The organism is Novosphingobium sp., from assembly GCF_031424035.1.
Lineage (GTDB): Bacteria > Pseudomonadota > Alphaproteobacteria > Sphingomonadales > Sphingomonadaceae > Novosphingobium.
Genome location: NZ_JANPGP010000008.1, coordinates 1 through 20,170, shown reverse-complemented (window position 1 = coordinate 20,170; position 20,170 = coordinate 1). Strand labels below are relative to the sequence as shown.

At 63.6% G+C, this 20,170-nt stretch carries 19 protein-coding genes; 3 read left to right on the top strand and 16 right to left on the bottom strand.

Annotation, left to right across the window (positions count from 1 at the left end; genetic code table 11):
* The coding region (locus RMO89_RS00715; protein WP_310530605.1) for a citrate/2-methylcitrate synthase at nt 1-271 on the top strand (271 nt) is incomplete at its 5' end.
* Nucleotides 272-495: 224 nt separating this feature from the next.
* Nucleotides 496-699, top strand: a complete 204-nt coding sequence (locus RMO89_RS00710) for a hypothetical protein (protein WP_310530604.1) — start codon at nt 496-498, stop codon at nt 697-699.
* On the opposite strand, the gene RMO89_RS00705 is transcribed toward RMO89_RS00710, so the two are convergent.
* From RMO89_RS00705 to RMO89_RS00690, 4 genes are all read right to left on the bottom strand, one after another.
* Entirely contained in the window at nt 700-2,073 is a 1,374-nt protein-coding gene (locus RMO89_RS00705) for a HAMP domain-containing sensor histidine kinase (protein ID WP_310530603.1), read from the bottom strand.
* Between the two features lie 3 nt (nt 2,074-2,076).
* The gene (locus RMO89_RS00700) at nt 2,077-3,033 is read right to left on the bottom strand and encodes a hypothetical protein (protein ID WP_310530601.1); all 957 of its coding nucleotides are present in this window, start codon (nt 3,031-3,033) and stop codon (nt 2,077-2,079) included.
* A gap of 24 nt (nt 3,034-3,057) precedes the next feature.
* Entirely contained in the window at nt 3,058-4,245 is a 1,188-nt protein-coding gene (locus RMO89_RS00695; RefSeq protein WP_310530600.1) for a hypothetical protein, read from the bottom strand.
* Between the two features lie 116 nt (nt 4,246-4,361).
* Nucleotides 4,362-4,664 (bottom strand): Hpt domain-containing protein, encoded by a 303-nt coding sequence (locus RMO89_RS00690; protein ID WP_310530599.1) that lies wholly within the window; start codon nt 4,662-4,664, stop codon nt 4,362-4,364.
* Between the two features lie 72 nt (nt 4,665-4,736).
* On the opposite strand from RMO89_RS00690, the gene RMO89_RS00685 reads away from it, so the two are divergent.
* On the top strand, nt 4,737-7,364 hold the full coding sequence (locus tag RMO89_RS00685; RefSeq protein WP_310530598.1) for an ATPase: 2,628 nt from the start codon (nt 4,737-4,739) through the stop codon (nt 7,362-7,364).
* A gap of 12 nt (nt 7,365-7,376) precedes the next feature.
* Here RMO89_RS00685 and RMO89_RS00680 read toward each other — a convergent pair whose 3' ends face one another.
* From RMO89_RS00680 to RMO89_RS00625, 12 genes are all read right to left on the bottom strand, one after another.
* Nucleotides 7,377-7,658: a DUF1467 family protein gene (locus RMO89_RS00680; protein ID WP_310530597.1), complete on the bottom strand. Its 282-nt coding sequence runs from the start codon at nt 7,656-7,658 to the stop codon at nt 7,377-7,379.
* Nucleotides 7,655-9,289 (bottom strand): MBL fold metallo-hydrolase RNA specificity domain-containing protein, encoded by a 1,635-nt coding sequence (locus tag RMO89_RS00675; RefSeq protein ID WP_310530596.1) that lies wholly within the window; start codon nt 9,287-9,289, stop codon nt 7,655-7,657. The genes RMO89_RS00680 and RMO89_RS00675 overlap by 4 nt, the downstream gene beginning before the upstream one ends.
* Complete coding sequence (locus tag RMO89_RS00670; RefSeq protein WP_310530595.1) at nt 9,286-10,083, bottom strand: type III pantothenate kinase; 798 nt, start codon at nt 10,081-10,083, stop codon at nt 9,286-9,288. The genes RMO89_RS00675 and RMO89_RS00670 overlap by 4 nt, the downstream gene beginning before the upstream one ends.
* Nucleotides 10,084-10,095: 12 nt before the next feature.
* The gene (locus RMO89_RS00665) at nt 10,096-10,857 is read right to left on the bottom strand and encodes a biotin--[acetyl-CoA-carboxylase] ligase (protein WP_310530594.1); all 762 of its coding nucleotides are present in this window, start codon (nt 10,855-10,857) and stop codon (nt 10,096-10,098) included.
* A complete protein-coding gene (gene nuoN, locus RMO89_RS00660; RefSeq protein ID WP_310530593.1) occupies nt 10,812-12,281 on the bottom strand; it encodes an NADH-quinone oxidoreductase subunit NuoN in 1,470 nt (489 codons plus the stop codon). The genes RMO89_RS00665 and nuoN overlap by 46 nt, the downstream gene beginning before the upstream one ends.
* Nucleotides 12,281-13,819 carry an NADH-quinone oxidoreductase subunit M gene (locus tag RMO89_RS00655; protein ID WP_310530592.1) on the bottom strand — a complete coding sequence of 513 codons (1,539 nt, stop codon included), beginning with the start codon at nt 13,817-13,819 and terminating at the stop codon, nt 12,281-12,283. The genes nuoN and RMO89_RS00655 overlap by 1 nt, the downstream gene beginning before the upstream one ends.
* 4 nt (nt 13,820-13,823) lie before the next feature.
* Complete coding sequence (nuoL, locus tag RMO89_RS00650; RefSeq protein WP_310530591.1) at nt 13,824-15,863, bottom strand: NADH-quinone oxidoreductase subunit L; 2,040 nt, start codon at nt 15,861-15,863, stop codon at nt 13,824-13,826.
* Between the two features lie 5 nt (nt 15,864-15,868).
* Nucleotides 15,869-16,174 carry an NADH-quinone oxidoreductase subunit NuoK gene (nuoK, locus tag RMO89_RS00645; protein WP_101796208.1) on the bottom strand — a complete coding sequence of 102 codons (306 nt, stop codon included), beginning with the start codon at nt 16,172-16,174 and terminating at the stop codon, nt 15,869-15,871.
* Nucleotides 16,171-16,791: an NADH-quinone oxidoreductase subunit J gene (locus RMO89_RS00640; RefSeq protein WP_310530590.1), complete on the bottom strand. Its 621-nt coding sequence runs from the start codon at nt 16,789-16,791 to the stop codon at nt 16,171-16,173. The genes nuoK and RMO89_RS00640 overlap by 4 nt, the downstream gene beginning before the upstream one ends.
* Before the next feature lie 161 nt (nt 16,792-16,952).
* Entirely contained in the window at nt 16,953-17,438 is a 486-nt protein-coding gene (nuoI, locus tag RMO89_RS00635) for an NADH-quinone oxidoreductase subunit NuoI (RefSeq protein ID WP_310530589.1), read from the bottom strand.
* Nucleotides 17,435-18,490: an NADH-quinone oxidoreductase subunit NuoH gene (gene nuoH, locus RMO89_RS00630; protein WP_310530588.1), complete on the bottom strand. Its 1,056-nt coding sequence runs from the start codon at nt 18,488-18,490 to the stop codon at nt 17,435-17,437. The genes nuoI and nuoH overlap by 4 nt, the downstream gene beginning before the upstream one ends.
* Nucleotides 18,487-20,170, bottom strand: a 1,684-nt coding sequence (locus tag RMO89_RS00625; protein ID WP_310530587.1) for a molybdopterin-dependent oxidoreductase, incomplete at its 5' end; no start/stop codon positions are given. The genes RMO89_RS00625 and nuoH, both read right to left, overlap by 4 nt.

The following is a 20,170-nucleotide window of genomic DNA, read 5'->3' as shown; positions in this document are numbered from 1 at the left end:
CGCGCTGCGGCTTGAGGAAATCGCCCTCAACGATCCCTATTTCGTTGAAAAGAAGCTGTTCCCGAACGTCGACTTCTATTCGGGCATCATCCTCAACGCGATCGGCTTCCCGACGACGATGTTCACCGTTCTCTTCGCCCTTGCCCGCACCGTCGGCTGGGTCGCCCAGTGGAACGAAATGATCAGCGATCCCGGCCAGAAGATCGGGCGTCCGCGCCAGCTTTACACCGGGCCTGCGGCGCGCGATTACGTCGGCATCGACAAGCGCTAAGCTAGGCGAAGGCGCGGCCCAGTGCTGGACGCCGGTTTCTCAAGAGAAACCGGATGGCCGCGCCAGCTTTACACCGGGCCTGCGGCGCGCGATTATGTCGGGATCGACAAGCGCTGAATTGCGGCCTCTTACGTAATTTAACGTAATCGTCGACAAACGCTGATTTTTCCCGTTACATGTGTTTCGGAGCCGGGTCGGTTCCGAAACACAGGGGGAAATCACCGATGCTTCGCACAGCTCTCATGCTTGTCGGCGCCGTGCTCATGATCATGGGCATGTTCTTTACGCTGCAAGGCGCAGGCGTCATCATGTGGCCCGCAGACAGCTTCATGCTTGCCGATAAAGGCTGGGTCACCAAGGGCCTGATGATCGCCATTGCCGGCGCGGCAGTCATTCTGATCGGCCGGCGCGCCGGAAAGAGCGCCTGATCAGGCAGCGTTATCGGCGGGGACTGACAGGATGAAGCGCGCACCGTGTCCCGGTGCGCTTTCCACCCGAAGGTCGCCGCCCATGGCGCGGGCCAGCTTGCGCGAGATATAGAGCCCAAGCCCCGAGCCGCCATCACCGCTGCGGCCGAGGCGCTCGAATTTCTCGAAGACCTTGACCTGTTCGTCGAGCCCGAGCCCCGGGCCCTGATCGGCGACGATAACCTTGGCCGTGCCGCCTTCCTGCTCAATCCGGATCCACACCTGCGAATTGGGCGGGGAATAGCGGATCGCATTACCCAGCAGGTTGAGCAGAACCTGCAGCACCCGGCGGAACTCCGCTACGGCAGGCAAGGTCTCGCCAGCGCGCGGGGCATCGACGATCACGCCCTGCTCTCGCGCCCGCACACCCAGGATGCCGGCAGCCCGGCGAGCGATGTCGGCCAGATCAACATGATCGGGCGCCGTGGCGAACTCTTCCGATTCAACCACTTCGAGGTCGGTCAGATCGTCGATCAGCGCCAGCAGGTGCTGTCCGGCAGCGGCGATGTCGGCGGCGTAGTTAGAATATTCCTCGGCCAGCGGTCCTGAAAGTCGCGTCCGGATCGTTTCGGCATTGGCGATGATTCGCGAAATCGGCTGTCGCAGCACCGGAGCAACATCGCGGCCGATCAGCCGGGTATCCGACGTGCGCATCTCCGGCGAAAGCGTCGGTGCCTGTTCAGGAGGGGCAACATCCGAGGTCAGCGACAAGGTGAAGCCCGCTGGCTTGCCTAGAGTGCCACCCTGCGGCGAAATCAGCGCGCGCCAGGGACGGCGCGATCCGGCGACCTTGACGTTCACTCCGTCAAGCAGGCGCCAGTGCATGTCCTTGCTGGAAACGCCGCCTTCAACCTCGACATAGCCGGTCCATGTCTTCCCTGGCATCGCGACCATGGCTCCGGCCAGCGGCTTCAATTCGTCATTGGCCGCTTCGGCGGTCAGGACGCGCTGATCGGCATCAAGGACGGCGTGAAATTCGGCGCTCTGCCGCTCGATCTTGGCGACCCGGCTGCCCAGCGCCACCTGATCTTCGGGCGGCAAGGCGCGCGACTGCCAGTGGCGGACACGGATCGCGCAGCCGCCGTCCGGCGCTGGCTCGACTTCGGCGAGCGCCGAGATTGCATGAGCGCCATCGTTGGCCATGATTGGCCGCACCAGCTTCATCGAAAAGCGGCGGCACTTGCGGACAAGGTCGAGCAGGGCCGGAATCGCCACGACACCGGGCACCTCGCCACCGCAACGCAATTGCAGCGAATGCAGCAGCTCGTCGGCGGAGACCAGCCGGTCTTCCGCGTCGGTGCGCGCTGTCGTCACTCCGGGTGCGCTGTCAGCCATAGCTTAGCGGGGGTAACCCGTTCCGACAGAAAGGATTGCGGCAGCGCGGTCTGCGCCAAGGCCCTCGAAGCCTTCGGGAAGCGAGATTTCGGGATGGATGGCGACAAATTGCTGTTCGACGCTGGCCGGCTTCATGCCAGCGGACGACAGTGCCAGTGCCAGACGGGCGACTTGCCCTTCATTGGTCGTCAGCGTCGCCAGCGTGCGGTCCTGCCCGGTCCCGATCGAAAGCGCGGTAATAAACATGCTGACGCCGGCGTGTTCGATCGACAGGGCTGACTGGGCATTTCCGCCCATGCCCATGATCAGCCGGGCCATCAGCCCGAGCCGGCTGCGGCCTTCGTCATAGCCGTCACACAACGCCTTTCCCGCCAGAATCGCGCCTTCGTCGGCTTGGCCAGAGTGCTGGCCCAGCGCGATGATCGCCGCGTGGAGGATCTCCGCCGGAAGTTCGGGCAGCGCAAGCTTCATGCGGCGCTGGGCCTGCGTAAAGCGGGTCTGCGATGCCAGCAGGCTCATGCCGGCGGCGGCAACGGCCGGCTCGGTCGAAGCGATCAGCCCCTGCAGCAGCGGCGACAGCACCGGATCGAGGCCAAGCCGGGCGTGGAGTCGCTCGGTAAGTTGCCATTCGACAGCAAGCCCGTGAACATGCGCCAAAAGCTCCGCATTGCCGCACAGTGCAATGACCATCGCCTGCACTTCGGCTGCATCAAGCTTGCGAGCGTCCTGCACCTGCAAGGCTTCGCCGCGCGCGACCAGAAGCTGCGAGGAAATGTCCTCAAGCATGGCCCGCGTGCGTGCAACGATCTCTTCGGAAAACACCGAATGGTCATCGCTGGCCAGCAAGTGGCGCATGATCGGAATGATCGTGCCGATCATGGCATCGCCATGTTCGAGCTCCTCGCGCAGCACGGATTCGATCGGCTCGCCGGAAGCGGATTGGTAGGACGCGTCAGTCATGACGAAGGCCATAGCGCCCCATGGTTAAACTGACGTTAGCTCACCGCGCCGGCGTGAAAGGATGATTCCGGCCACGATCAGCACGATAGACAACCCCGGGACGGCATAGGGCAGCAGCCCGGCCAAGCCCAGAGCCGCAAGAGCGAGGGCCAACAGCAGCCGGTCCTCGAACCAGGCGGAAAACCGCTCTGCCAGAACCTGCGACAACAGTCGCAGCAGGCCGATCAGCACCAGCGGCGCAAAGGCGCGCAGCCATGTCGGCTCGCCAGGCACCAGCGACGGGACGGCAATCAGAACGCCCACCAGCGCAATATCCAGCAAGGCGCCGAACGGTTCGGGGCGCGAGAGAATTCCGCGCCCAAGCCCCAGCGAATCGGCCTGCGCCCCGGTGATGATCGTGCCCACCCGTTGCACCAGCCAGGCAGCGCCCAGCAGCGCCAGCCCGAGCGTCGGAACTTCCAGCCAGGCCGAGCCCACCGCCATGGCCAGCAAAGTAAGCCCCGCAATGCCGGGCGCGCTGCCGCCGCTGCCGGCATGGAGCATCGCAGCGCCAAACCGCCGCGAGAGCCAGGCGGCCAGCCCCATTCCGGGGCTGTGCCCCAGTCCGGAGGTCTGCCGGTCCATCCAACGGTCTTCGGCGGCATGGGCCTGAGCCTCATCCTGAACGAGCAGCCAGCGCCCGTCATTGCTCACTGATTGCGGCACCATCCGCTGACTGATTCCCGCCTGCAACGCGATGCGCAGCAGGGCCGAGGCTGGATCGGCATCGGGCGGCAAATCGTTCAGACGCTCAACCAGACGCCCCGGCAGCAGCATCAGCCCCGCCCCGGCATGGTTGATGTCGATCCGTTCAAACCCTTGCGGAACCGCGGTTTCCGCTGGCAAAACGAGCACGGCCGGAGCCTGCGCGATCAATTCCAGCGCGTCGACCGGGGAGACGACGACCCCCTCGCCCAGCACCAATAATTCGTCGCTGGCGGTCACCAGCCCTGACAAGGCACGTCCGCCCGAAATCATGTGAAACCGCGCCCCGGCCCGCTCGGCCTCACGCTGCAAGGCGGCGAGTTCGGGATCGAAGGCCTTGGCCAGGCAGGCAATACGTTCGCATCCGGCGGCCAACGCGAGGGCCAGCTGATGATGGGCGAGCGTCGCCCCGCCAAGGCGCAGATAGGCCCGCGGCGCGTCAAACCCGGCACTGGCCGGTTCCATCATCGTGAGCAATGCGACCCGCAGCTGTCTTCTCCTCGCAGGCAGCGTAGCTGAATAGTCGCTCGGCCCGTCCCTGCCAAGGGACAGCTTGTCTAACCGCTGCCAGGCGGATCAGCCGATCAGGCGGAGGCGAATTCGTCGATGAAATGCTGCATCCGGCGCAGCACGCTGGGATCGCCGGGGGCGCCCTCGATGGCCTCTTCGGCCAGATCACACAGCGGCGAGGCGTGAAAGCTTGCCGCCACGCCTTTCAGCCGCAAGGCCGCGACCTGCCAGTTCCCGTCGCACCGCGACCGGCGCATGAGGTCGATTTGCCGCAGGACACTGTCGGTAAACGCCGTCTTGAGCTCGGCAAAGAGCCCCGCGTCGTCACCTGCCGCAGCTGCCAATGTGGCGTCGAGTTCACCTGCTTCATAAGCCATGCCGTGCGCTATAACGGCCTTGTGGTTAAACTGGGGTTTATCCACAGGCGGAAACCGTGATACCTTCGGCCCATGACCGGGGGATCACGCATTGTCGCCATCGGGTCCGGGGCCGAACAGGCCTCCGCACCTGCAGAGCAACCAGACGAGCTTCTGCTCGACACAGCGGTTGATTATCTTGCTGAAAACGCCGGATATGCCGACTGGGAAGATGAGCCTGCCCCGGCCCCGACCCGCCGCTGGCAAGTGCCGGCTCTCGCCATCGTTGCGGCCCTCGGTTGGACCGGCTTTTTTGCCTGGGCAAACCTCTGGGCAGCCGGCGGCACGACGCCGCAGCAGGCCGTTTCGCTGATCACCTCGTGGGCCGTGCCGGTGCTACTTGTTGTTTCGCTCTGGATTCTCGTCACGCGCAACAGCCGCGAGGAAGCCCTGCGCTTCGGTCAGACCGCGCGCCTGCTGTCCGACGAATCGGCCGTGCTGGAAGCGCGGCTGACCGTGATCAACCGCGAGCTGAGCCTCGCGCGCGAATTCCTCGCCTCGCAGTCGCGCGATCTTGATTCGCTCGGCCGGGTGGCCACCGAAAAGCTGTCCACTCACGCCGCACGGCTTGAGGCGCTGATCACCGCAAATGGCGAACGCATCGATGCCATCGCCTCAGTCAGCAGCAACGCGCTCGACAATATGGAGAAGCTGCGCGGGCAATTGCCGGTGATCGCCAGTTCGGCGAAGGACACGGCCAACAATATCGCCAATGCTGGCCGCACCGCGCAGGGCCAATTGGGTGAGATGATCACCGCGTTCGAGCGTCTCAACGAATTCGGACAGGCCGGAGAGCGCCATGTCGATTCGATGAAGACCAGCGTCGATACAACGCTGGAACAGGCCGAAGCCCGGATCGAATCGCTGCATGAGGCAACGCAGACCCGGTTCGCCGCCATCGAGGACAAGGGCCGCGAACTGCGCGATGCGCTTGACCTGCATGAGGTTGATGCCCTGGCCGCCATCCGCAGCCGCTCGAGCGCGCTGATGGAGGAGCTCCTCGAGCTACGCACCGCGCTTGAAGGTCAGGAAAGCCAAAGCCTTATATCGCTGCGCGCACGGCTGGGCGCGCTGCGTGACGAGGCTGGCCAACTTGCCAAGTCGATGCGGGACAGCGAAGCCACCGCGATGCAGTCGGTCTCCGCCTCGCGCGAGCGGCTTGAAGCATCGGTCCGTGAAACCCTCGAACGGCTCGACGCACTTGACCAGCGCGCCTTGCAGGCATCACGCGAACGCATCGCGACGCTTTCCGAAGAAGCGCTCGAATTCGACGCACGCATTGCCGAGCGCAACCGCCTGTTCGACGAGGAAAGCCAGAAGCGCGCCGAGGAAGCTGCCGAGCGCGAAAGTGCCGCGAATGCGGCCTTGCGCGAACAGATTGCCGAAATGGACGGCTTGCTGGCCGAGCGCCTGTCAGCCCAACAACAGCGCAGCAAGGAAATGGCTGCTCTCGCCAAGAAAATTGCCGGAGACCTCACGGACGCGGACAACCGGATCGACGCCCTCGCGGCCCGCGCCGGTGAATCCGAAGCAAGCCTTGCGGCGCAGGTCCAGGCCCTCGGCGGTCACCTCGCCAACAGCGAACAGGCGATGTCGGCGATGAACGGATCGGTCGCCCGGCTGACCGATGACAGCGTACGCCTGCTCGAATTACTACAGGCCAGCAACAAGCAGACCAGCGAGGATCTGCCTACCGCCATCGCCAGCGGGGCACAGCGTCTTTCGGAGATCGAAACCCGCATCCACGAACTGGAAGAGAGCATTTCGCGCGCCGCCGGCCGCGCCGAGGACATGTCGGCGCAGGTTGCCGACACCCGCACGGCCATCGGCCAGTCGCTTGGCGAAATCGGCACCCTGCACGATGGGCTGGAGGCCCGCGCCGCCAGTCACGCCGCGGCGCTTGTCCAGTTGCGCGGCGCGGTCGAGGCACTTGATGCCGACAGCACCCGGCTTGCCACCTTCAGCCGCGATGAAATGGCCGGCGCTCTGGACAAGCTGGGCGAAGCAACCCGCGATGCCGCTGCCGCGCTGGAAGAAGCGGGCAAACGCTCGATCAGCACAATGGCGGACCGGCTGGCGAGTGAGGGCACCCGCGCCTTTGACGAAGCATTGCAACGCCGCATGGCGGAAGCCATCGGCGAACTGGATACCGCAGCCGCCCGCGCTTCCGACGCCAGCCAGGAATCGGCCCGCCGCCTGCGCGACCAGCTCGCCCGGATCAGCGAACTGGCCGAAAACCTTGAACGCCGCGTGGCACAGGCCCGCGAACGCGCCGAGGAGCAGGTCGACAACGACTTTGCGCGCCGCGTTGCCCTGATCACCGAAAGCCTCAATTCGAACGCTATCGACATTGCCAAGGCCATGTCGAGCGAAGTCACCGATGTGGCCTGGGCAAGCTACCTGCGCGGCGATCGCGGCGTGTTCACCCGCCGCGCCGTGCGTCTGCTCGATACGGCCGAAGCGCGTTCAGTGGCGCAGATTTATCGCAATGACGACGAGTTCCGCGAACACGTCTCGCGCTATATCCATGACTTCGAGGCCATGCTGCGCCAGCTGCTCGCCACGCGCGATGGCCATGCGCTCAGCGTGACGCTGCTGTCATCGGATATGGGCAAGCTTTACGTGGCGCTGGCTCAGGCAATCGAGCGCCTGCGCGACTGAACGGCGTGGAAATCAGTGCGGTTGCGGCCGCAGCCTCTGCACGATGTCGAGATCGTCGACCGTGATCCAGCCGTAGCTGTAGTTAAGATAAAACACTGCAAAAAGGACAATCGAGAGCACAGTCGCGCGCTTCGCAATCCGCTTGCCCGAAAAATTGACCGGCGCGGAATGCGCGTGGCCCACTTCGGGCTGCGACCCTTCGTCCGCGTGAGTCCGGACGCCGAACGGCAGGACCACGAAAGCGCTCATCACCCAGAACAGGCAATAGATCGCCAGGATCGAAGTGATCTTCATCCCTCAACCACCATGACCTGCACCTGCGGCTTCTTCCCGCTCCAGCGCTGAGCCGCGCGGCGGGCGGCGAGGCGCGCGGCTTCGGTGACTTCGTCACGGTCGCGGGCTTTCGCGCCCTTGAGCTTGGCCAGCGCGGTCAGAATGTCCTGTTCGGCTTCGTGGCGGAAATCTTCGTAGTCTTCCTCAAGCGGCAGACCGAGCCCGGCAACCTGAGCGCGCTTGCCGGGGCCGACCACAACCATCAGCACGCCATTGTGCGCCAGCCGGCGGCGCATGACCATCGCCGGGCCATCGGCCGGCGTAATGATGTCGCCATCGAGAATCAGCCGGCCCGCACGGACCACGCCGAACTTGCCCGGCTTGCCCGGCGCGAGCCTGACCAGATCGCCGTTCTTCTGGAACACCTGCACGGGAATGCCGCACTTGGCCCCCAGCTTCGCCTGTTCGAGCATATGGCGCAGCTCGCCGTGAACCGGCACGAGGATTTCGGGACGCAGCCACGAGTAGAGCGCTTCCAGCTCGGGCCGGCCGGGGTGTCCGGAAACGTGGATATAGGACTGGCGATCGGTGACGATCGACACGCCCTGCTCGGCCAGACGATTCTGGATGCGGCCGATGGCAATCTCGTTGCCCGGAATCTGGCGGCTGGAGAACAGCACCACGTCGCCGGCAGAAAGCGCGATATCATGGTTGCCCTCGGATATACGGCCGAGCGCGGCGCGGGCTTCACCCTGCCCCCCGGTGGCGAGGAACATGACTTCACCGCGCGGCAGGCGCATGGCCGACTGCGGATCGATGATGTCCGGCAGGTCCTTGAGATAGCCGCTCGCCTGCGCGACCTGGATGATCCGGTCGAGCGAGCGCCCGGCAACGCAGAGCTGACGCCCCGATGCCACGGCAACTTCGGCCAGCGTCTGGAGGCGCGCGACGTTGGAGGCAAAGGTCGTGACCAGCACGCGCCTGCCCTTGTGCTTCGCGACTTCCTCAAGCAGCCCGCGCCGGACCTCGCCTTCGGAGCCTGAAGCCTCGGGATTGAACACGTTGGTCGAATCGCAGACCATCGCGAGCACGCCCTGATCCCCGATGGCGCGCAATTCTGCCTCGGTGGCAGGCGTGCCTACGAGCGGCTCGTCATCAAGCTTCCAGTCGCCGGTGTGGAAGATCCGGCCGAACGGCGTCTCGATCACCAGCGCATTACCCTCGGCAATCGAGTGCGCCAGCGGCACGTAGCGAATGCTGAAATCGCCGATCTGGAAGCTGTCGAAATGGTCGATGACGCGCAGTTCGACCTTGCCGACGAGGCCAGCCTCTTCCAGCTTCGAATGGACGAGCCGCGCGGTGAACGGCGTGGCATAGAGCGGGACGCCCAGCTCTTCCGCGAAATAGGGCACCGCGCCGATGTGGTCTTCGTGGGCATGGGTCAGCACGATGCCGAGCAGATCCTTGCGCCGGTCCTCGATAAATTCGAGGTCGGCAAAGACCAGTTCGGTGCCGGGATATTCGGACGCGCCGAATGTCATGCCGAGGTCGACCATCAGCCACTTGCCACGGCAACCGTAGAGATTGACGTTCATGCCAATCTCGCCCGAGCCACCCAGAGCGCAGAAAATCAGTTCATCTTGCGGTTTCACGAGGCGGCCTTAGCCCTCTGCGCGAGAATAGCGAGGCCTTCCAGCATCAGATCGGGATCTACCGCGTCAAAGATGTCGGTATGTTCATCAAACAGTACCGCAAGGCCACCGGTGGCGACCACTTTGGCTGGGCGGCCGATCTCAGCCCGCATCCGGGCAATCAGGCCTTCCATCATCGCGACATAGCCCCAGAATACGCCGATCAGCATCTGATCTTCAGTATTGGTGCCGATCACGCTGTCGCTATCGGGCGCGCGGATGGCGATGCGCGGCAGCAGCGCCGTGTTGCCCACCAGCGCGTCGAGCGAAAGGTTGATGCCCGGCGCAATAATGCCGCCCTTGTAGGCACCGTTGAAGTCAATCACGTCAAAAGTGGTCGCCGTGCCAAAATCGACGAGGATCAGGTCGCCGGCGTGCTTGGCATGGGCGGCGACGGCATTGACCGCCCGGTCCGCGCCAAGCGAGCCGGGCTGGTCGACATCCATATCGAATCCGTAAGTGGCGGTTCCCTGGCCGGCGATGATCGGTTCAAGATCGAAATAGTGGCGGGCGAGAACCTCGATATTGTGGAGCGCGCGGGGCACAACGGTCGAAACGATGATCTGGTCGATCGCGTCGCGCCCGATGCCGCGAATTTGCAGCAGCTGCATCAGCCACACCGCGTATTCGTCGCCCGTGCGGCGCGGATCGGTGGCGATCCGCCAGCGCGCCTTGATCCTGCTACCGCCCTGTCCGTCATCGTCGATCACGGCAAAGACGACGTTGGTGTTCCCGACATCGATGGCGAGCAGCATGGCTGGTGTTCCTCAGTCGTCCGCGCCAAGGCGGACTTCGCCGGCGTGGATCGTGCGTGTGGTGCCGTCTGGCAAGGCAAGGATCAAGCCACCCGTATCGTCGAGGCCTGCAAAAGCGCCCTGCAAAAGCACTTCGCCGGGCTCTCCCACCGATAGCACCGTTCCTACCGGATGCGCCGCAGCGCACCAGCGGCGGACAATCGGAGCGAGTCCGTAGGTCCTCCAGCGATCGAGATCGAGCGCAAAGGCTGCGGCAAGCTGATCGGCAAAGTGGTCACGATCCGGTGCCGGCCCGAATGCGGTCAAGGCAATCGCGGTGCGATCCGCGAGATCAGGTGCGGCGGCAAGATTGACGCCAATGCCGATCACGACGGCATCGCCTTTACTTTCAAGCAGGATGCCTGACAGCTTTGCCGCGCCGATGAGAATGTCGTTCGGCCACTTGAGCAGCGCCGCCCGCGGTGGGGGAACCAACGCGCTGACAACTTCGTGGACCGCCAGACCTGCAACCAGCGCAAGGCTGGCCAGCGGCGGATCGCCGGCTCGGGCGTGAACCACGGTCGATCCCATGAAATTGCCGATGCCATCGAACCATTCACGCCCGCGCCGCCCGCGACCGTCCGATTGCCGATCGGTTACCAGCCAATGGCCTTCAGCGACAGTTTCCGAAGCGGCGAGCCGCGCCATCAAAGCGGCGTTGGTCGAACCGACAAGGGAAATCCGCTCGATCAAACGCCCATCGGCAGCAGGGCGGCGATTGCCGTGGTGGTCCACTGGGCCAGCGCCTTGGTTGCGAGATAGCCCAGCGGCGAGATCGCCAGCGCGCAGAGTGCGAGCAGCGCCTGATGGATCCAGTCACTCTTGCCCGTCGCCTTCATCGCCGGTTCGTCAAAATACATGATCTTGACGACCTTGATGTAATAGAACGCACCGATCACGCTGGCGGCAATACCCACGGCAGCGAGGGCGAAGAACCCGGCCTGAACCGCAGCCTGGAAGACCACGAACTTGCCCCAGAAGCCAAACAGCGGCGGAATACCGGCAAGGCTGAACATGACCATCATCAGGCAGCCAGCGAGCACCTTGCGGTGGCGCGACAGGCCAGCGATGTCGTGAATGTTGTCAACCGGGTTGCCGTTTTCATCCTTGAGCATGAGCACGGTGACGAAGCCGCCCACGGTCATTGGCACGTAGATTGCGAGGTAAACCAGCATGGCCGAAGCGCCCTGCGCGGTTCCGGCGGCGAGGCCGATCAGCATGAAGCCGACATTGTTGATCGACGAATAGGCCAGCAGGCGCTTGATGCTCGTCTGGCCGATCGCGCCAACCGCGCCCCAGATGATCGAGGTAAGCGCGGCAAAGATCACGATCGGACGCCAAGCCTCAACCTGAGTGCCGAAGGCTTGCAGCGCAACGATCATCGTCAGCACCATCGCGGCAACCTTTGGTGCTGAGGCGAAGAAGGCAGTGACAGGGGTCGGTGCGCCTTCGTAAACGTCGGGCGTCCACATGTGGAACGGCGCGGCGCTGATCTTGAAGGCGAGGCCGACGAGAACGAAGACGACGCCGAACACTGCGCCAGTAGGCATCGTGCCCGTCAGCGCCTGCCCGACGGCCACAAAATCGATCGCACCGGTGAAGCCGTAAACCAGGCTGATGCCGAACAGCAGCATGCCGCTCGCCAGCGAGCCGAGCACGAAGTATTTCAGGCCGGCTTCGGCCGAACGATCATCGTTCTTCAGGAACGCAGCGAGCACGTAGGATGCGAGCGAGTTGAGTTCGAGGCCGATATAGAGCGTCATGAAATTGGTGGCCGAAACCATCAGCCCCATGCCCAGCACGGCCAGCACGACCAGCACCGGATATTCCGCGCGGTATGCGGCATATCGGCTGAAATACTGGGGAGCGACCAGCAAAGTGGCGACCGCGGCAAAAGCGATCAGCACCTTGGCAAAGGCCGCGAGCGCATTGGCGGCGAACAGGCCCGAAAAGGCCAGCGTACCCGGTCCGGAGGCCCCGGCGCAGAGGTCCATGGCGGAAATTCCGCCGGCCACGGCAATGGCTCCAGCTGCCAGCCAGGTGACAAGCCGCGCAGCACCCTCACCGCGCATCCATGCGGACATGAGCAGCAGGACCAGCGATGCAATCGTCAGCAGTTCTTCAGGAGCCGCGAGGCGGAATGAATGGGACCAGTCCATCAGTGTGCCCCCTCATGCGCTTCAGTCTTGTGTTCCGCCGGTTTGGCCGCGGGCGCGCCCACCTTGAGCTGCGCGTCACCTTGCGGCTTGGCGCGGGCTACGCGGGCATCGAGCATGGCGATATCGTTGCGCATCGGTGCAAGGAAACTTTCCGGGTAAATGCCCATCCACAGGACGGGCAGCGCCAGTGCGACGACCATGGCCAGCTCGCGCTTGTCGAGATCAGGCATGGCGGCGGCATCGGCGTTCTTCTGTTCGCCAAAGGCCACGCGGCGGTAAAGGTAGAGCATGTATGCCGCGCCAAGGATCACTCCGGTGCCGCAGACGAAGGCCACCCAGCTCGACACCTGATAGATGCCCGCAAGGCTGAGGAATTCGCCGACGAAACCAGCGGTCCCAGGCAGGCCGACCGCCGCCATCGTGAACAGCATGAAGAACAGCGCATACTTGGGCATGTTGATCGACAGGCCGCCGTAACGGTCAATCTCGCGCGTGTGCAGCCGGTCGTAAATGATGCCGACGCAGAGGAACAAGGCCCCTGCAACCAGCCCGTGGCTGAGCATGACGATCATCGCGCCTTCGAGGCCCTGCTGGTTGAACGCGAACAGGCCGATGGTGACGATGCCCATGTGCGCGACCGATGAATAGGCGATCAGCTTCTTCATGTCGTTCTGCACCAGCGCGATCAGCGAAGTGACCACCACTGCGATCATCGACAGCGCGAAGATGAGCGGCGCGAACTGGGCGCTCGCCTCGGGGAACATCGGCAGCGAGAAACGGATGAAGCCGTAGCCGCCCATCTTCAGCAGAACGCCGGCAAGAATGATCGAGCCTGCCGTCGGTGCCTGAACGTGCGCGTCCGGCAGCCATGTGTGCACCGGCCACATCGGCATCTTCACCGCAAAACTGGCGAAGAACGCAAGCCACAGCCAGGTCTGGGCTTCGGGCGCGAAATTGTATTCCATCAGCGTCGGGATGTCGGTAGTCCCCGCCTCGTTCACCATCCACATCATTGCGATCAGCATCAGCACCGATCCGAGCAGCGTGTAGAGAAAGAACTTGTAGCTGGCGTATATCCGATCCGCCCCGCCCCAGATGCCGATGATCAGGTACATCGGTATGAGGCCGGCTTCGAACATGATGTAGAACAGGAACAGGTCCTGCGCGGTGAAAACGCCGATCATCAGCGTTTCCATCAGCAGGAAAGCGGCCATATATTCGCCAACGCGCTTGTCGACCGAATGGCTGGCGAGCACGCAGATCGGCATCAGGAACACCGACAGTTCGATCAGCAGCAGCGCGATGCCGTCTATGCCCAGCTTCCACGAGAAGCCGGCGAACAGCGCGACATTTTCCTGGAACTGCCAGCGGTCACCGCCGACCTGGTACTGGCTCCACAGCCAGACCCCGAGGGCGAGGTTGAACAGCGTGGTCGCCAGCGCAATCTGGCGCGCGGCCTTCGCGCCGCTGAACAGGCAGGCAACGGCCCCGGCGAGCGGCACCAGCAGCATCAGCGAGAGGATGGGAAATTGGTTCATCGTCTTATCCCACCATCACCCAGCTGATTGCCGCGACAAGGCCGAGCAGCATGATCAGCGCATAGGAGTAGAGGTACCCGGTCTGCACCTTCTGCGCGACGACGGCAGTGCGAGCGACCAGCCATGCCGCGCCGTTCGGGCCGAAGCGATCGATCAGGCCGACATCGCCCTGCTTCCAGAACACCTTGCCCAACCAGAAGGCAGGACGGACGAACAGGAAGTTGTACAGCTCGTCGAAGTACCACTTGTTGAACACGAACTTGTGCACGACCGAGAACTGCTCGACGAATGCCGCCGGTGCCTTCGGATTGCGCAGGTAGTTGTTGTAGGCGATCAGCAGGCCGGTGATCATCACCGCGAACGGCGCCCACTTCACCCAGGTCGGCACTTCATGCATCGCGTGAAGCGTATGCTCGGTGAATGCCACCGCGCCCTGCCAGAAGTGGCCAGTGCCTTCGCTGATGAAGCTGTGGTGGAACACGAAACCGGCGAGGACTGCACCGAGCGCCAGCACGCCAAGCGGCACCAGCATGGGCAGCGGGCTTTCGTGCGGGTGATAGCCCGCGGTGCCGTCTCCATGCGCGTCGTGGTGTGCATGATCGTCATGTGCGTGAGCATGATCGTCATGGCCGTGTGCATCGTGGACCGCGTGCTGGATATGCTCCGACTGATCCCAGCGCGGCTTGCCGTGGAAGGTCAGGAAGATCAGGCGCCAAGAATAGAAGCTGGTGAGCAGCGCTGCGGTGATCCCAGCCCAGAAGCCGAACATGCCTGCGCTCGTGCCGCTGGCATAGGCCGCTTCAAGAATCGAATCCTTCGAATAGAAGCCGGCGAAGCCGAACACGTCGACAATGCCGACGCCGGTGATCGCCAGCGTGCCGGCCATCATCGCCCAGTAGGTCAGCGGGATGTGTTTCCGCAGGCCGCCGTAATAACGCATGTCCTGCTCATGGTGCATCGCATGGATCACCGAGCCGGCGCCAAGGAACAGCAGCGCCTTGAAGAAGGCGTGAGTGAACAGGTGGAACATCGCCGCACCCGGCGCGCCGACGCCCGCTGCCACGAACATGTAGCCGAGCTGCGAGCAGGTCGAATAGGCGATGACCCGCTTGATGTCCCACTGGCAGGTGCCGATGGTGGCAGCGAAGAAGCAGGTTGCGGCGCCGACGTAAGTCACCACGGTCATTGCGGTTTCGCTGGTGGCGAACATCGGTGAGAGGCGGCAGACCATGAAGACACCGGCGGTGACCATGGTCGCCGCGTGGATCAGCGCCGAGACCGGGGTCGGGCCTTCCATCGCGTCGGGCAGCCAGGTGTGCAGGCCAAGCTGCGCCGATTTGCCCATCGCGCCAATGAACAGCAGGATGCACAGAATCGTCATCACGTCCCAGCGCGAGCCGAGGAAGCCGATGGTCGAACCGGCCATAGCCGGCGCGGCTTCGAGGATCTCGGGGATCGAGACCGTGCCGAACACCAGATAGGTGCCGAAGATGCCGAGCATGAAGCCAAGGTCGCCCACGCGGTTGACCACGAAAGCCTTGATTGCAGCGGCGCTGGCCGAAGGCTTGCGGAACCAGAAGCCGATCAGGAGGTAGGACGCGAGGCCCACGCCTTCCCAGCCGAAGAACATCTGGACGAGGTTGTCGGCCGTCACCAGCATGAGCATGGCGAAGGTGAACAGGCTGAGATAGGCGAAGAACCGCGGCTGATCCGGGTCTTCGTCCATGTAGCCCCACGAATAGAGGTGGACGAGCGCGGACACCGTGGTGATCACAACCAGCATGACTGCGGTCAGCGTGTCGACGCGCAGCGCCCAGTCGACAGTCAGTGTGCCCGACTGCATCCACAGCAGCACCGGCGTGACGCTCTCATGCGCCGTGCCCGAGACGAACGAGAGGAACACCGGCCAGGACAGCGCGCACGAAATGAACAGCGCGCCGGTCGTGATCGACTTGGCGACAGTATTGCCGAGCATCCGGTTGCCCAGCCCGGCCACGATCGCGGCGAGCAAAGGCAGGAAGACGATGAACAAGATCGAATTCACCGGGATCACCCCTTCATCCGGTTGACGTCGTCAACGGCGATGGTGCCGCGGCGGCGGAAGTAGATCACAAGGATCGCGAGGCCCACGGCGGCTTCACCGGCAGCCACGGTCAGCACGAACATCGCGAAGATCTGGCCGGTCAGGTCGCCAAGGAAGCTGGAAAACGCGACAAGATTGAGGTTCACCGCCAGCAGGATCAGCTCGATCGCCATCAGGATGACGATCACGTTCTTGCGGTTGAGGAAAATCCCCAGCACGCCGAGCGTGAACAGGATCGCGCTGACCGCGACGTAGTGTTCGATGCCGATCACAGCGAGACTCCCCCGCCCACTTCGGGCTTCACGTTGACGGTTGCGTCCTGCGGACGGCGAGCAACCTGCTTCGAGATGTTCTGCCCGCGCACGTCGGTGCGCTTGCGGTGAGTCAGCACAATCGCGCCGACCATGGCGACCAACAGGATCATGCCGGCAGCTTCGAACAGGAACAGGTACTTGCTGTAGAGCAGCGCCCCGATTGCCTCGGTATTGCTGGCGCCGAGCGGCGTCGCGCCCTCAGCCGAAGGCTTGCCGAGTTGCAGCCCGCCAATGCGATAGGCGCCCACGCCGATCACCAGTTCACCGACGAGGATCACTGCGAGCACCAGGCCCAGCGGGAAGTTCTTGATGAAGCCTGCGCGCAGTTCGGCAAAGTCGATGTCGAGCATCATGACCACGAACAGGAACAGCACCGCGACCGCGCCGACGTAGACGATCACCAGCAGCATGGCGATGAATTCGGCGCCCACCAGCACCATCAGCGCTGCAGCATTGAAGAAAGCGAGGATCAGCCAGAGCACCGAGTGCACCGGATTGCGCGCGAGGATCGTCACCGCGCCCGAAACACAGGTCAGGGTGGCGAACAGATAGAAGGCGAAGAGCTGGATCGTCATGAGTTGCACTCCGGCTCAAAACCAGACTCGTCATCCCCGCGCAGGCGGGGATCCATCGCACCCATCGTGCGAAGCCGCGAGCCCGGATGGACCCCCGCCTTCGCGGGGGTGACGGAAATTGTTAAAGACAAGGAATGGCCCCGGTTCATCACGCGCGCCCCCTATCGATACGGCGCGTCGGCTTCAAGGTTTGCGGCAATCGCCCGCTCCCACTTGTCCCCGTTCGCCAGCAGCTTGGCCTTGTCATAAAGCAGTTCTTCGCGCGTTTCGGTCGCGAATTCGAAGTTCGGCCCCTCGACCACGGCATCGACCGGGCAGGCTTCCTGGCAGAAACCGCAGTAGATGCACTTGGTCATGTCGATGTCGTAACGCGTGGTGCGGCGGCTGCCGTCCTCGCGCGGTTCCGCCTCTATGGTGATCGCCTGTGCCGGGCAAACGGCTTCACACAGCTTGCAGGCGATGCAGCGTTCCTCGCCATTGGGATAGCGGCGCAGCGCATGCTCGCCGCGGAAGCGGGGCGAGAGCGGGTTTTTCTCGAACGGATAGTTGATCGTCGCCTTGGGCTTGAAGAAATACTTCAAGGTCAGCCAGTGCGCCTTCAGGAATTCCCAAAGGGTGAACGATTTGATGAGCTGCGCGGCGGTCATGCGCCATACCTCGTGAACATGAGATAGCCGCTCACCAGAACGACGAACATCAACGACACGGGCAGGAACACTTTCCAACCCAGGCGCATCAGCTGGTCATAGCGGTAGCGGGGAACGGTCGCCTTCACCCAGGAGAAGATGAAGAAGAAAAACAGGATCTTGAGCAGCAACCAGACCACGCCCGGAATGTCGAACCACGGGATCAGGTCGATGTTCATCGGCGGCAGGTAACCGCCCCAGAAAAGCGTGGCATTGAGCGCGCACATCAGCAGGACGTTGGCATATTCGCCCAGCCAGTAGAGCGCGAAGCTCATCGACGAATATTCGGTCTGGTAACCGGCAACGAGCTCCGATTCCGCCTCGGTCAGGTCGAACGGCGCGCGGCCGGTTTCGGCCATGCCCGAGATCAGGAACATCACCCACATCGGGAACAGCAGCGGGTTGAACACGAAGCCGTTGAACAGGCCAAAAAGCGCATACTTGTGCTGCGCCTCGACAATGGTCTTGAGGTTGAAGCTGTCCGCCCACAGGACGACGCAGATCAGGATGAAACCGATCGAGACTTCGTAGGAAATCATCTGCGCCGATGCGCGCATGGCCGAGAAGAACGGGTACTTCGAGTTCGACGACCAGCCGGCGATCACCGTGCCGTAAACCCCCAGCGACGAGATCGCGAGGATGTAGAGCAGCCCGACGTTGATATCCGCCAGGATCGCGCCCGAATTGAACGGCAGCACCGCCCAAGCCATCAGCGCAACGGTGAACGTGATGATCGGCGCGATCAGGAACAGACCCTTGTTCGCCGCGCTGGGGATGATGGTTTCCTGCAGGAACACCTTGAGCCCGTCGGCGAAGGACTGGAGCAGGCCCCACGGCCCCACCACGTTCGGTCCGCGCCGCAGCGCCATGGCGGCCCAGATCTTGCGGTCGGCATAGATGATCATCGCCACGCCGAGCATCAGCGGCAGCGCGATCAACAGGATGCCGGCGATTGTCGCCAGCGCCCAGGCCCAGTCGTGGCTCATGCCCCAATTCATGAAGGTCTGGGTCATTCCGCAGCCTCCGCGAAGTCTTCCCCGTGCAGCAGTTCTGCCGAGCAGCGCTGCATCGTCGCGCTGGCGCGGGCGATGGGGTTGGTGAGGTAGAAGTCCTTGATCGGATAGCCGGCGAGCGTGCCGCTTGCTTTGGACTTGGCAGCTTTCGGCAAGGCGCCGTAACTCGCCAAACCCTCAACGCCGAGCGCCGGAACGGCTGTGATCATCGCAGCGCGCAGCTGGTCGAAGCTGTCGAAACCGACCTTGACGCCCAGCGCATCGGCCATGGCGCGCAGGATCGTCCAGTCTTCGCGCGCATCGCCGGGAGCGAAGACGGCCTTATCGGCGAACTGCACGCGGCCTTCGGTGTTGACGTAGGTGCCGGCTTTTTCGCTGAACGCCGATCCGGGCAGGATCACGTCGGCGGCATGGGCGCCCTTGTCCCCGTGGTGGCCGATGTAGACGATGATCGAGTCCGAGAACTTCGAATAGTCAACTTCGTCCGCGCCGAGCGAAAGCAGCATCCTGGGCTTGGCCGCTGCCAGATCGGCAATGCCGCCGCTCTGCGCATAGCCGAGCATCAGCCCGCCCATGCGGCTGGCCGCCATGTGCAGGACGTTGAAGCCGTTCCAGCCGTCACGGACGAGTTTGAACGTTCCGGCAAAGGCGAGCGCCGCACCGAGAGCGCCCTGCCCGAGCGCCGCGCCGCCGACGATGATCGCGGGGCGTTCGGCATTCTTGAAGGCTTCGGTCACGTCGCTCGGCAGCTTGTCCAGCACCGCAATGTCATTGCCGAGGAACGAGGTCGACACGGTGGTTTCCCACTCCGGCCCGACAAGAAACAGCTTCGCGCCGCGCTTCGCCGCTTTGCGCAGGCGGGTCATCACCAGCGGCGCTTCCCAGCGCACGTGGCTGCCGACGATCAGGATCGCATCGGCTTCCTCTATCCCTGAGAACGTCGAATTGAAGTTCACCGCCGCAAGGTTCGAGCAGTCATAGGACAGACCCGTCTGGCGGCCTTCGAGCAGGGTCGATCCCAGCGCCCCGGCAAGGGCCTTGGCGGCAAACATCGTCTCGCAATCGACGAGATCACCCGCGACCACGGCCACGTCCTTGCCGGGCTTGACCTTGGAAATCGCCGCGAAGGCCTCTTCCCAAGTTGCCGCAACCAGCTTGCCGTTCTTGCGCAGCCACGGCTTGTCGAGCCGGCGCGCGGTCAGGCCGTCGACCTGGAAGCGGCCCTTGTCGGACAGCCATTCCTCGTTCACGTCATCGTTGACGCGCGGCAGAATACGCAGAACTTCGCGGCCGCGGCTGTCGAGCCGGATGTTGGCACCGCAGGCGTCGGACACGTCGATCGACAGCGTCTTCTTCAGCTCCCACGGCCGCGCCTCGAAAGCATAAGGCCGCGAGGTGAGCGCGCCAACCGGGCACAGATCAATCACGTTGGCGCTCATTTCGTGAGTCGCCGCGCGTTCCAGATAGGTCGTGATCTGCATCGCCTCGCCGCGATAAAGCGCGCCGATTTCGTCCACGCCGGCGATCTCTTCCGAGAAACGCACGCAGCGGGTGCAGTGGATGCAGCGGGTCATCGCCGTCTTGATCAGCGGGCCCATGTACTTTTCGGTGACCGCGCGCTTGTTCTCGTCATAGCGCGAGGCGCCGCGGCCATAGGCGACCGACTGGTCCTGCAGGTCG